13 protein-coding genes and 1 pseudogene are annotated in these 12,903 nt (G+C 53.3%); 3 read left to right on the top strand and 11 right to left on the bottom strand.

All coding sequences use genetic code 11. The annotated features are described in order from the left end of the window. Positions 1-239: 239 nt before the first annotated feature. The 7 genes from ACXAH0_RS24395 to ACXAH0_RS24365 all read right to left on the bottom strand — a co-directional run bounded on the left by ACXAH0_RS24395 (position 240) and on the right by ACXAH0_RS24365 (position 6,681). Positions 240-377 carry a hypothetical protein gene (locus tag ACXAH0_RS24395; protein WP_475195769.1) on the bottom strand — a complete coding sequence of 46 codons (138 nt, stop codon included), beginning with the start codon at positions 375-377 and terminating at the stop codon, positions 240-242. Positions 378-483: 106 nt separating this feature from the next. Further along, positions 484-1,797 carry an LLM class flavin-dependent oxidoreductase gene (locus tag ACXAH0_RS24390; RefSeq protein WP_475195767.1) on the bottom strand — a complete coding sequence of 438 codons (1,314 nt, stop codon included), beginning with the start codon at positions 1,795-1,797 and terminating at the stop codon, positions 484-486. 27 nt (positions 1,798-1,824) lie between these two features. Beyond that, positions 1,825-2,709 carry an isocitrate lyase/phosphoenolpyruvate mutase family protein gene (locus tag ACXAH0_RS24385; RefSeq protein WP_475195765.1) on the bottom strand — a complete coding sequence of 295 codons (885 nt, stop codon included), beginning with the start codon at positions 2,707-2,709 and terminating at the stop codon, positions 1,825-1,827. A gap of 29 nt (positions 2,710-2,738) precedes the next feature. Further along, positions 2,739-3,230 carry a LeuD/DmdB family oxidoreductase small subunit gene (locus ACXAH0_RS24380; RefSeq protein ID WP_475195762.1) on the bottom strand — a complete coding sequence of 164 codons (492 nt, stop codon included), beginning with the start codon at positions 3,228-3,230 and terminating at the stop codon, positions 2,739-2,741. A gap of 2 nt (positions 3,231-3,232) precedes the next feature. Beyond that, complete coding sequence (locus ACXAH0_RS24375) at positions 3,233-4,453, bottom strand: aconitase/3-isopropylmalate dehydratase large subunit family protein (RefSeq protein WP_475195760.1); 1,221 nt, start codon at positions 4,451-4,453, stop codon at positions 3,233-3,235. Positions 4,454-4,468: 15 nt separating this feature from the next. Then, complete coding sequence (locus ACXAH0_RS24370; RefSeq protein WP_475195758.1) at positions 4,469-5,602, bottom strand: LeuA family protein; 1,134 nt, start codon at positions 5,600-5,602, stop codon at positions 4,469-4,471. Between the two features lie 302 nt (positions 5,603-5,904). After that, positions 5,905-6,681 (bottom strand): class I SAM-dependent methyltransferase, encoded by a 777-nt coding sequence (locus ACXAH0_RS24365; RefSeq protein ID WP_475195756.1) that lies wholly within the window; start codon positions 6,679-6,681, stop codon positions 5,905-5,907. Positions 6,682-6,787: 106 nt separating this feature from the next. Between ACXAH0_RS24365 and ACXAH0_RS24360 the strand changes: the two genes are divergently transcribed. Then, entirely contained in the window at positions 6,788-7,891 is a 1,104-nt protein-coding gene (locus tag ACXAH0_RS24360; RefSeq protein ID WP_475195755.1) for a hypothetical protein, read from the top strand. A gap of 206 nt (positions 7,892-8,097) precedes the next feature. On the opposite strand, the gene ACXAH0_RS24355 is transcribed toward ACXAH0_RS24360, so the two are convergent. Beyond that, positions 8,098-8,850: an IS6 family transposase gene (locus ACXAH0_RS24355; RefSeq protein ID WP_475195753.1), complete on the bottom strand. Its 753-nt coding sequence runs from the start codon at positions 8,848-8,850 to the stop codon at positions 8,098-8,100. 245 nt (positions 8,851-9,095) lie between these two features. Between ACXAH0_RS24355 and ACXAH0_RS24350 the strand changes: the two genes are divergently transcribed. After that, on the top strand, positions 9,096-9,575 hold the full coding sequence (locus ACXAH0_RS24350; RefSeq protein ID WP_475195751.1) for a GNAT family N-acetyltransferase: 480 nt from the start codon (positions 9,096-9,098) through the stop codon (positions 9,573-9,575). Between the two features lie 102 nt (positions 9,576-9,677). Here the strand turns inward: ACXAH0_RS24350 and ACXAH0_RS24345 are convergent, their stop codons facing one another. Further along, a complete protein-coding gene (locus tag ACXAH0_RS24345; RefSeq protein ID WP_475195748.1) occupies positions 9,678-10,184 on the bottom strand; it encodes a GNAT family N-acetyltransferase in 507 nt (168 codons plus the stop codon). An 80-nt stretch (positions 10,185-10,264) separates the two neighbouring features. Further along, positions 10,265-10,849 carry a recombinase family protein gene (locus ACXAH0_RS24340; RefSeq protein ID WP_475195745.1) on the bottom strand — a complete coding sequence of 195 codons (585 nt, stop codon included), beginning with the start codon at positions 10,847-10,849 and terminating at the stop codon, positions 10,265-10,267. A 683-nt stretch (positions 10,850-11,532) separates the two neighbouring features. On the opposite strand from ACXAH0_RS24340, the gene ACXAH0_RS24335 reads away from it, so the two are divergent. Next, entirely contained in the window at positions 11,533-12,375 is an 843-nt protein-coding gene (locus ACXAH0_RS24335) for a DUF932 domain-containing protein (RefSeq protein ID WP_475195743.1), read from the top strand. 80 nt (positions 12,376-12,455) lie between these two features. On the opposite strand, the pseudogene ACXAH0_RS24330 reads toward ACXAH0_RS24335, so the two are convergent. Further along, positions 12,456-12,776 (bottom strand): annotated as a pseudogene (locus tag ACXAH0_RS24330) (DDE-type integrase/transposase/recombinase); the annotation flags it as partial. Between the last annotated feature and the right edge of the window lie 127 nt (positions 12,777-12,903).

The following is a 12,903-nucleotide window of genomic DNA, read 5'->3' as shown; positions in this document are numbered from 1 at the left end:
AAGCAATTCCCTATATGGCGGTTGCAGAACGGCTTGGATTTTTTCACTCCACGCCAATCAAAAAAAGGCTTTACCTATCGGTATACCAATCGCCAGCGATCCAGTTCGAGTTTAATCCGGATTTCTTCTTTCCGTTGCTGTAGCAAGGGCAAGACAATCAACTGCACCGGCAATATTCCGATACTCTGGCAATCCAAGACTTCAAACCGAACCGCTGGCTAATCAATGTACGTGATTACTTACGCGACGACTTCTGCCATCGCGACACGCACCTGGGCCTGCAATTCCGCGAGACGGGTGGTCAGGAGTTCGAGCTTTTTGACAACGACATCCTTATGAGCGACGTAGCTCTCACGGGTCGGCGCTTTCTTTTCCATCTAAATCTCCAATCAATTTTTTAGGTGAAATGCAAATCTTCCAAGCCATTTGGCATGTGAAAATTTGCAACCTCACCATAGCGCTCAAATACAACTTTGTCACTAATTAAATACACTCTACAACTTTAGAGAGTTCTTTATTTGCAAGTTTTTCGCGTAGCGGGCCGGGCGCATAGTCCCTCTGAAAATATCTCTTGTCTTGCAGTATTGGTAAAATATGTTTTGAGAATTCCTTCAGGTCACTTTTCATGATCGGAGGCATGAGATTAAAGCCATCTGCGGCTTCGCGCTCCACCCAGCGTATCATTTCCATGGCAACATCCTCGTAGCTGCCGATCAAGGTACAATGTCCCCGCGCTACAGCCATGTGTTCATAAATTTGCCGGATCGACAGCCCCTTGTCATAGGCCAGATATTCGACAATTTTCCTCTTGGTAGAGTTCTGGTTGGTCGGGGGCAGAACCGGCAACCGGTCATCCGGGTCAAAAACACTCAAATCAAAGCCGCCAACCAGATCCGACAGCATGGACAGGCCAAACTCCGGGTGGAGCTTGGCCTGCAGTGCCCGCAAACGCTCCTCCGCCTCCACCATGGATCGCCCGGCATAGATACTCAAACCCGGCAAGATCCTGAGATCGCTCGCCTGGCGACCGTGCTGCATGAGACGCCCTTTCAGCCTCCGGTAGAACGCCTGGGCCCGCCCGAAATTTTGCGCGGCGGAGAATACCAGCTCAGCATGGCGCGCCGCCAATTCCTGTCCCGCCTCCGATGCGCCCGCCTGGACCAGTACCGGATGTCCTTGGCTGGATTGCGGCACATCCAGCGGCCCGGCAACAGAAAAATGTTTGCCTATATGATGGATCGGTTGTCCGGTTGCCGGATCGGAAAATTGACCGCTCTCCTTATCGCGAAGAAAACCTCGTTCTGGCCAGCTCGACCATAGTTTCAGTACGACTTCCAGAAACTCCTCCGCCCGTTCATACCGTTCCTGATGAGACGGATGTTCGGCAAACCCGAAATTGGCCGCAGCTTGAACACGAGAGGTCGTCACCAAGTTCCAACCAGCCCGGCCTCCACTGATGAGATCCAGCGAAGCGAATTCGCGAGCCAGATTATAGGGCAACTTGTATGTGGTCGAAGCTGTACCGATCAGGCCGAGATCCTTGGTGCAAGCTGCAAGAGCCGACAGCAACGTGACGGGTTCGAACTGCACCACACGCGCCGATCGCCCTTGCGTATCATCTTTCAAAACAGAAGGTGCATCCGCCAGAAACACGAAATCGAGCTTGGCGTCTTCGGCAATCCGCGCCAATTCCTTGTACATATTAAAACAGACTGCGCTGTTCGCCTTTACCTCGGGCATTCGCCATGCAGCCGGATGATGGCCTGTACCGTATGAAATGTAAGCTCCAATAATCATGATCGTAAACGCCGTTGCTGGTGAAATCTATTTGGACACCATTTCCTCGTAGCCCGTAATCTCGAAGATCTCGGCAACCGACGCGATGTGCGCTTCAACCGTTTGGCTTTTATCAGCTTTCAGAATTTCCTCGCAGGTGTTCCGGATGGCCCGCATCGAAGCCCGTAACAAATGATTTGCATAGATAACGACGTTCGCACCCCGTTCAAACAGCTCTCCTGCCGTAATCTGCGAATAGGTCGTTGGCACCACGACGAGGGGAGGCCGATGACCAATCTGCTGGCAAAAGGCCGGATAGCGATCTAAAAAGGTCAGAATCTCATCTGGCGTTTTAGCCTTGGAATGGATCATCAAACCGTCCGCGCCGGCGCCGGTGTAGGCTTCGGCGCGCTGGAAAACAGTATCCATTGACTGACCGGCGATCAAACCTTCGAGGCGGGCGAAAATCATCGGTCCGCCCCCCCTTAGTCTGCTCTTGGCGGTGAAGATTTTCTCGCAATAATAGTCGAGATCCTCAATCGAGGAATATTCTGTACCCATGAAGCTGTTTCGCTTAGGGAACCGTTTATCCTCAATAATCACGGCCGCAACGCCGATAGTCGCAAGCTTCGCGCACAAATAGGCAAATTGTGCGGGCTCTCCCCCAGTATCGGCGTCAACGACTACCGGCAAATCAGTGGCAAAAATTATATCGCTGATAAGATCCAGCCGACGTTCGATAAGGTTGACCTCGATATCCGGCAGACCACAAACACCTGAACTTGTCAGGCTGGACACCCAAATACCATCGAACCGCGAACCGTCCTGGCGAATGGTACTTTCGATAATTTTGGCGCAGAGGCCAGAATGCGCTTCGATGATACGCGCACTTCCACCTCGCCGAAGGGTTTCTTGCAGCTTGTTTGCAACCATTGGCACAGCTGTCTCTCCTGATGGTGTTCTCATATTTTTTTTTGCCGGACATTTTGCTTGGCATAGGCCAGCAGGCCACCTGCGCGGACAAGTTGAAGGAAAAATGCCGGTATCGGATCGAAGGGAATTTCGCGTTCCCCGGACGACAGCCGATTTCGTCCTATGTCGATCTCAATAGACTCACCATTGCTCAGGCCGTCTGTATTTGCCGCGATAGCCATGAGGCCATTGTTCCAGGCGTTTCTGAAAAAAATACGTCCGAAGCCAGGCGCCAAAACTGCCTTCACACCGGCGGCTTTCAAACCAGTGACCGCCTGCTCGCGGGAACTGCCTATCCCGAAAATGCTGTCTGAGAACAGGCACTCATCCTCGCCAAGGCTGCCAGCAAAGCCTGGCATCATATTTTCGAACACATGTTCGGCAAACTCTTCCGGCTCGGTATACATGTGCTTGTACCGGGCCGGCAGAATATCGTCCGTTGATACGACACCCTTTATTTGCCTCAAACGCAACTGCATCATGATCAGCAAAGCTCCCTGGATTTCGGGATGTAACCCCGAAGTGCCGTGTGAGCGGCTACAATCGGCGACCCTAGATAGATCTCGCTCTTCGGGTTTCCCATCCGGCCCAGGAAATTACGGTTCATCGTACTAAGAACCCGGTCGCCGGAAGCAGGAATATGGCCTTGGGTACCAACACAGGCGGCACATCCGGGCGGCGAGATCACCACACCTGCCTCAATCAGGGTCTCGATGTAACCGGCACGGGTTGCTTGCGCGTAAATGTGCTGCGACCCGGGAGCAAGCAAGCAGTAAACGTCCTTGTGGACCCGTTGCCCCTTCAAAACTCCCGCGACTTCCGCGATGTCCTCCAGGCGGCTGTTCGTGCAACTCCCGATGAAGACATAATCAATCTCTTGCTGCCCGAGTTCATCCACAGGCCTCACGTTCGTTGGATCGTGCGGGCAGGCGATCATCGGTGGCAAGCCGGAGATGTCCACGTCAAACAGGGAGTGCGCATCGTCTTGCTCGATCACCTTCATTCCAGGACAATCGAATGCCTTCGACTTCGTGAGAAAAGAAGCCTTAGCGCCGAATTCCACTGACATGCTGGCAACTGTAAACGCTTGATCCAGCGTTAATTGCTCAGGCCAGTTTCCGATCCACTCAATAGACCTGTAAAGGAATGGTTCCTGTCCATGTCTGCCCAAGATGTAGAGAATAACGTCCTTGGTCCGGGCCATCTGATCCGGAACGTTCGCGATCTTGATCTGGACCGTTTCAACAATCCTCAACCAGGTCGTTCCCGTTATCATGGCTGCGGCAATGTCGGTTGCTCCCATACCCAGCGACAAGCACTGCAACGCGCCGCCAGTGCAGGTGTGGGAGTCGGATCCAAGCACCAGTTTACCCGGCACGTAAAAGCCTTCCTCATAGGCTCGCACATGACTAATACCGGTGCCCTGAGAAAACCGAGGCAGGTCAAACTGGCGGCAGAAATTGTGGGCCGCCTTGAGTTTGTCGGATATCTGGATCGAGGGCGCCATTGTCGAGTGATCGAAGAACACGCCCACCGCTGCGGGATCGAAGACGCGCTCGATCCCGTGTTCGCGGAACAATTTCGCAATTGTCGGCGTATTACCGTCTTGAAGGTATATTTTGTCGACTGCCACCTCGACAAATTCGCCGTGCGCAAGCGCCTCGCGTCCCGAGGCCTTGCCGACAAAATCATTGAACAATGCCATGTTGAACCCTTGCGGCTACGCGGCTGGAACCGCCTCAGCAAGCTTGTGGTAAATCGATTTCACCTCGCCATGTGTCAAATCACGGCCGAGATCAATTGACTCTTGGCGGACCTGTTCAAGGCAAGGGGGAAGAAGTTCCTGAACAGGAGCTATTCCTTCTTCCTCGAGAAACTGCTTCACCATATTTTTTCCGGAATGCTTGCCAACGAGAAGTCTACGCGTCCCACCAACCTCTTCGGGAGGGAAAGGCTCGAAGGTCTTGGCATTCTTGAGCATGCCGTTGGTGTGAATTCCCGATTCATGGGCGAACACATTCCGGCCGACAACCGGATGATGAGGTTCGACCTCCACGTTGGTCAGACGGGAAACAAGCCTGGACAGCTCGGTGAAGTGGTGTGTCTTGAGGCCCAGGTCAACGTTATCGAAATGCTTGAGGGCCATCGCCGTGACGGCAAGATCCGGCATACCTGCCCGTTCTCCCATTCCATTGACACAGACGTGGAAATACCTAGCCCCGGCCCTTAGGCCCGCCAACGTGTTCGCAACTGCCAGACCGAAGTCATTGTGGCAGTGTGTCTGGACATCGATATCGGCGGCTTCCAGAACCGCCCGGACCTTGTCGGCATAACTTTCGGAATCCAGAATACCAATCGTATCGGACAGCCGGATGCGATCCGCTCCGGCTTCGGCCACGGCACCGGCATAATCCTGCAGGAACGCCCGCTCTGTCCGGCCTACGTCTTCCGCGCTGATCGATAGGAAAGCGCCTGCATCCTTGACCTTCGCAACCAAATCGCGAGCCGCCCCGATAAGCCAGTCCTTACCTTTGCCTATGCTGTCTTGCAAATGGATCGCCGACGTCGGCAATCCGATATGCAATGCGGTAAAACCAAGCTTGAGGCTCTGATCGATGTCCGCTTCAACACCACGGTTCCAGCCGATGATATTGACCTCTCCCTTCTGCTCCAACATTGCCTGAAGCGCCCGGATTTCCTCTCCCCCCATCGCAGGGATACCAACCTCGATCCACTTGACACCTACATCCACCAGAGCATTGAAAATCTGAAGCTTCTTATCCAAGTTGAGAGCTACTCCCGGAGACTGCTCGCCATCGCGCAGGGTCGTATCCTCAATAATCAAGTCATGCATTTTCGACCTCAAGACACAAAGTATCGCTGCGTCAGGTTAGCGTGACTGCCAGAAGAATCAACCAAAAAGTGTATATTATTTTTTTACAATTAAAAGCAATAGGAGTGGTGGTACGTCCCGGTGCAGTGATCCACCGCAGATCCTTTTCGAACCCTTACCGGCCGGGCGTAGGGAGCGTCCCCAAATCGTTGTGGGAGCCATCCCATCCCTAGACCGCTGCCCGCCCCGGAGCACAACGGACCTCATCCGCCAAGACGCCGTGCACGTCTAAACATATGTTCACTTACATCGGTCTACGTAAGTTACCGGGCCGAAACTCCTAGAATCACCACGGTTTCATAAACAATACCAAGCTGTCCTGACGAGCTCAGGTGCTGTGCCACCAGGTTATTGACCGCAGAAGAGACCTCCTCCCCATAGGTTCTCAACGCGGCTTGCATCTTTGTCGACGACCGGGTCATTTCGACGAATGCCTCAGGCTCCATTTCCCGAACCCATGGAAAACTTACCCGGATTTGCCGCGCGAAGCCGGCATCTTCCAACTCCTTAAAATAATCATGGCTCCTGTAGTGCCGGGAGTAATTTGGTGAATATTTTTCCAGCAATCCCTCATAGGCGTCGAGCATGGCATCGTCACGCCAGCAACGGTTATTTTCGATCAGGCAGATCCAGCCGTTGTCGACCAAGGTGCGTCGGCATTCGACGTAGAATCGGGGTCTGTCAAACCACTGGACGGCTTGGGCTGCAAAAATGGCACTGACGCTATGGTCACCCGCAGGAAGCTCTTCCGCAGGCGAAACCCTGTAACCGATTTTGCTCCCGCCAGAAGCAGACCGGGCTTCGGAAAGCATATCCTCATTGACGTCCAGGCCGAGAATCTCCGTATCCGGCCAGAGGCTAGCCAACTGCCGGGTGAATATGCCGGTGCCGCAACCGACATCCAGGATATATTTCGGCACTGGGCCGATTTCAGACCGCTCGATTGTCGATTTTATGTGCCCCAGGGCGCTTGCGGGATACTGTGGCCGGGCATTGGAATACGCCGTCTGCAACCCTGAAAAGGCTTGTTCGTAACTCATGCGATTAATCGACTTTCGTAGGGGGCCAATTACACATTGCCAGAAGACAGTTTTTACGGGAAAATGTCAAATATTCCCGTTATGCGAGAATTTTGGAGATTGTACCGTGCATATTGTACTATTGAATACGGCATTTGAAATTGACATCGATACTCCTGAGCCCCTTCGATACATTGAAAGTTTCATGTCGGCCTACGCGGCGAGCCAGCAAGGCCTGCAGAAAAAAACATCCAGCTTCCAGGTCACGGCAAGGGCACAGCCGGTCAACACCCTCCTGACAGACCCGGCATCGGCAGCCCATGTTCCAATCCACATCACAAAACATGATTATTGGACCATAGACGGCCTCCGGAATGACAATGGTTCTGGCTGGCTGGTCTGGCAAAGGCGCGGCGTAGCGACAAAACTCGATGATGATCACCTGATATTTGCTTACAGCCCTGCCATCAACGCAATTGAAGCCGGTGAGGCTCTGTTTCATGCTCTCAGAGGCATTGCGATCGCGCGGCGCTCTCATGATCCGTTTCTTCACGCGTCATGCGTTACCGTGGACGGGCGGGCCATGGCCTTCGTCGGTGAGGTTCTCGCGGGGAAAACAACCCTGATGACCGAACTCGTTCTAAACTCCCGGGCCAGCCCTCTGTCCAATGACCGAATCCAAGTCGTCCGTGGACAGGACGGGTTCCACGCTTTTTCCTGGCCTTCTTATTCCAGCTACTGCGAGGGAACTCTTCTTAATTATCCCGTTCTGGAAAAACAGGCCATCCGGTATGAGAATGGGGAACTGCCCTACAAAACCCAGTCCTGGGGCCGCAGCCTTGCAAACAGTTTCGACAAGTCCACCAAGCGCATTTATCCGATGGAGTGGTTCTCAACCGCCGGCAACAAGAAGTTTATACCATCGGCCCCTCTGAGCTTGGTCCTGTTTCCGCGGCTGATACATGGCGGGCATGACATTGCTGTCGAGGCAATCGACGATGCAGCCAGTTTTACCGAACTCATGACCGGCAATGCCTTCTTGGGAGACGATCCATCCTTCAAACCCTGGCATGGCTTGCTAAGATCCCGGAGTGCCGACTTAGAGAAGTATGATGAATTCTGCAGCTCCTTTTTGAGACAGGGAGGCAAAGCCGCCACAATATCGATCCCGGTTACACAAATCAGTGCATTTCCGGAGGTGTTTGAAAAACTGTGCTGTGTGCCTGCATGACTGGAAAAATAGCTCTCCCTTGCCGGGTACCGGAATTGTTCTAGACCCACGTCTCGACATGGTCTCTGCTTTTACAGTTAGCAGTTTAGCCTGACCCCAGCGCAGCATCGGACCTCGGTACGGGCGCAAAGCAATCACCGCCCGATCCCTTGGGCGTGTCGCAACTTTCGCTGACGGACAGGTTTCTCCCGTTTTGGGAGCTATTTTTAGGTGTCGTTAACTTTTTCAATTCCGAAGATCATCGCAAGCAGATCGTTCTGTTCGCGGACGCTCCACTGACCGGTCAAGCCGAAGCCCTTCCTGAGCCACAGCATGGCTTCAAAACCGGCGATGGATTTTCTGGCTGAATTGAACGAACGGAATCCGCCGACCTTCGGCATGTTCTTCTTCACCCTGAAATGATCACTCTCGATACCCTGTTGCAAATGCTCGGTCACATAGTGCACCGGATCCGGAGGAAGCAGGCCGCCGTCAACCGCATCCCCGATAGCCGGAGGAAAAGTGCCGGCACCATCGGTGCCGATTTTACCCGGCGACAGCAGCGGGGCATCCTTCAACATTTTTCTAAAGAACCGCTTGGCTGCATTCAGATCGCGCTTTGCCGTGAGCAGGAAATCGACCGGATTTCCATGCTTGTCGATGGCACGATATAGATAGCGCCATTGGCCCTTGATGCGCACATAGGTCTCATCGATGCGGACCGAGCCGCAATGCGGTTTTCGGAACCGGCGTAGCCGCTTTTCAATCAGCGGCGCATACGCCAAAAGCCACCTGTTGATGGTGCTGTGGTCCACCTCAAAGCCGCGTTCCAGGAACATTTCTTCCAAGTCCCGATAGCTCAGCGGATAACGCAAGTACCAGGACACCGCCTGGATGATCAGCCAGGCCTCGAACTGTCTGCCTTTGAAGTCACCCTTCGATTGGCATTTCAGTTTCTCAACGATGGCACTGAGGATCATGACGCGGAACTCCAATTACTGGAGCGCCCTTTCAACAGGCAAATCTCAAGACACGGTTAATCCGCCAATCTTTGCGACAAGGCCGTCCAAACTCACATTAAGGGGTCAGAACAAGATTTGCTTAAAATCCTTCGCTAAGATTGAACGAATGAGGAACATTGCATATGTCCATTGAGGCTCTGAACTGACAACTTCTAAGCAATTGGTACAGCTTGTTATAAGCAAAAGGAATTATTTGTTATTCAGTGAATAAATGGACATTTCGCCTAGCCACGTTACATGATTTGGGAACAGTCTCCAGAATTAGCAAGGCGGCCTACATACCTGTCTATGAAGCTTTGATTGGAGTGGTACCGCAACCAGCAACGGAAGACTATACGTCTTGGATTAAACAGGGCTTAGTTTGGTTGGCTGAACATAATGAGACGGCCCTTGGGGCGCTCGTCCTTGAGGAACATGTTGATTTCATGATGGTCTGGAGCATCGCAGTTGCCCCAGATTTTCAAGGGAATGGTCTTGGTAAGTCGCTTTTAGAATACGCAGAAAAAGTCGCGCTTGCGATGGGGGCAAAAAGACTGAGGCTGCACACAAACACCAAAATGACGGCCAACATAGCCCTCTACCGCAAGGCTGGCTTTAAAGAAATCTGCATTCGACCGCATCCGAGTCGTAAGAGCCACCAGTTGATATATATGGGGAAGGATGTACAGGACACAGAATCCTAGGAGCAACCATGCCAGAAAATAATTGAACCGCTCAACTATGAAGAAACTCTACTTGAACTGACATTAACTCATCTCTCAGGAAAGAGAAGTTCAGCTCTGGATTCAATATTTGTATAGATACACTTTATATGGGATGCCGAAATATTCGGGTGCTTCTTTAAGGTATTGGAAGCCAAGTTTCCCATAAAGAGCTCTCGCTGCCTTGTTTGCTGTAGCCACGTGAAGACCCAACGCTTTCGCTTGATCCTTTCGGGCTGCATCGATACAGGCCTCGCTCAATTTTTTTCCGATGCCGTATCTCAAGTGGTTGGGCGACACGGCCAATGCTCGCACATAAGCATAGGCGTTTGGATAGATGATGTGTCCGCCATGACCTGGGGCAGTGTAGCGTACAGAACCTACAATTTTTCCTGACTTTGTTGCAACAAGAAGCGTACCGAGTGTGTCCTGCGCTGTTGTAAAATATATGCCATGCTCCATTTTGAGCCAGTTTTCGGGTGTGAGTAAATTTCTTAAGCGAGAAAACGCGTTGACCGCAATTTGTCCAGCCTGATCCAGCTCATCTTCCCTTGCACAGCGAATCCTCATTTCCTGATTTTCGGTAATCACTGTAACCCCTGATCAATTGATTTGATGAATACAACTAACTTTAGTTTTGCTGTTTATCTCGCCAATGCAAGGCTCATTTTCTATGTTTCACACTCGCCGTCTCGCACGCGCATGATCGTTTGGCGGCTGGTACCAAATGCCCGAGCGACCGCGGAAATGCCCATGCCGGAATTCAGGGAAGATCTTACACCCTGCTTTTGACTGTCTGTCAGGCTGGGGCGCCGGCCCAAAACTTTCCCCTCAGATTTCGCGCGATTGAGGCCCGATTGCGTCCGTTCCACGAGCAAATCCCGCTCGAACTGCGCAACAGCATTCAGCACGTTCATGGTCATCATGCCAGCTGAGCTGGTGAGGTCGGCGCCGCCGAGCGCGAGGCAATAAACCCGCACACCCATCTCAGCCAGCTCCTTGACCGTGGAACTGACGTCTATGGCATCCCGGCCAAGGCGATCGAGCTTCGTTACGATGAGAATGTCGCCGGGTTCCAAACGGTCCACCAGCCGAGAGAATTCCGGACGCTGCGCTATCGGCACACTGCCGGAAATCGTCTCGGTCACGATCCGGTGGTCTTCGACGTGAAACCCGGCCGTCCTGATTTCTTCAATCTGGTTTTTCGTCGTCTGTCCGGTCGTCGACACACGGGCGTAGGCGAAGGTGCGTGACATAGGGTCAATCCTGTCCGAAAAGGCTGTTCAAATTATTTGCCTGACCAGAATACTGTCAAGGTAATTTGTGGACAGGGTGTTTTGCCCCTGTACGCAACCGGACGTTTTCCCTGAATCTAAGAGCTAGTCTCGTACAATGTACTTTTTGACACACTTGCGGAAAGCGGGCGTTGACGCCAACGATTATTGCGGCAGGTGTGTCCTACATGTCGGTGATTTACATCCAGCGTTTTGAAAGTCTTCTTTCATCATTAGGACTTGAAGGAGCGAACGTCCGAAATGGAGCGCATTCCGGACATCTGCTACGCGAAGCACGAACGACCGCTCCGGGCCGTTTGTTCCATTTGATCGAAAGTCCGAAAGGTCCGCAGTTCTGCCGTTCCACCTTGACCGAAACTGGCGTGTTTTGGATATCGAAACGGACCAGCCCTGACGGGCCGGACCGACCCCTGCTCTCTAATAAGGACCGGCACAGCCGGACATATCCTTGTGTCGGGGCTCTGCCCCCCACCTGGTCAAGATTAAACCGCTCCACGGCCTGCAAAGGGGTGTACCCACGCTCCGCGGCTTCGCCTTGTGCGCGCGGGTGATCCCCCTCCCCTTTTCCGGATCTTGACCATGCTCCCCGTTTCCGGCGACGCGGAAAATGAAACCGACCAAGTTCAGGAAACAGGAGCAAACCAATGAACTCAGTCTATGCCCGCACCGCACGTTTTGATTCCGCCCGCGCTCTCAGCGAAGACGAAATGCGCCGGAGTGCCCCATCGATCTTTGCAGTCTCAGCCCACGAGAGCCGTTCCGAACGGTTCCAGCCGATTCCAACCATCGAAGTTCTGCGTGCCTTGATGGACGAAGGTTTCATGCCGGTTGGTGTGAAGCAAGGCCGTACCCGCGATGCCAGCAAGAAGGACTTCACCAAGCACTTGATCCGGCTTCGCCGTCTCGACGAAGATGCAAAGTTTAGCGTTGGTGATACGGTTTTCGAAATCCTGCTCAAAAACGCAAATGACGGCACGTCCGCCTTCGATATCATGGCCGGGTTGTTCCGCATCCGGTGCCTTAATTCCCTTGTCGCGCAGACGTCCACCCTCGAAAGTGTGAAGGTTCGCCACAGCGGAGACGTACGGCACAAGGTGATTGACGGCACGTTCCGCGTGATGAAGGAAGCTGAAAAGACTCTCGCAGCGCCCGCCGATTGGAGCGGTCTGATCCTTGACCGCGACGAAAAGCAGGTGTCTGCGGAGGCAGCGCACATTGCCCGCTTCGGAGACAGCGAAGGGGAAACCACGACGCGCATTCAGCCGAGCCAGCTTTTGAACGCCCGCCGCACGGGCGACCGGGGAAACGACCTCTGGACCACTTTTAACGTCGTTCAGGAAAACGCCATCCGGGGCGGATTGGAGGCACGTTTCCGCGATGAAGATGGACGCCTTCGCCGCTCCAGCTCCCGAGCGGTCAAAGGCATCGATCAAGACGTAAAACTGAACAAGGCGCTTTGGACGCTTTCTGAAAAATGGCGGAACTGAAAGGCTTGAAAGTCGTAGCCTAACGCGGCATCGCCAACTTATTTTAGATGGTCAGCATGTGTCCCCGATTTAGACGGATTTCAGGCGTTCATTTCGTCGGCGTAGTCCTGCCACAGGCCGTACGCATCAGCTCTTGCGTGCGGGTATGAGAGTGCGGACAGTTAGTAGCGGCGCGGTCTGAAGATCGCATTGATCTGATCGTGGGCGGACAAAAATCGTTGAGCGTGGCGGGGCGATTTGAACCGGCCCATGATCTTCTCCCGTTTCCGTGTCGGGCGGTGGGAATTCTCAATCCTGTTATTCAATCCCTTGTGAGCGCGATGATCGGCAGACGGAGCAAGGGCCTGAACCGGTCTGGTGTAGCTGCGCAGCTTGTCGGTCACCACAACCCTGGGCTCGCCGTATTGCGCGACCAGAGTGGACCTGTCCCGGATTTGTACCGCTCCTTTGACTTGGTATTTTGCCACAAAGGAGAATGTTCATGGCATCACGTCACGGCGCGGAGTTTCGCGCAGAAGCAGTCCGGAT

The organism is Roseibium sp. AWQ4_290 (assembly GCF_056160985.1).
The sequence above is the reverse complement of the archived record's forward strand: the minus strand, read 5'-3'. Positions and strand labels throughout refer to the sequence as shown.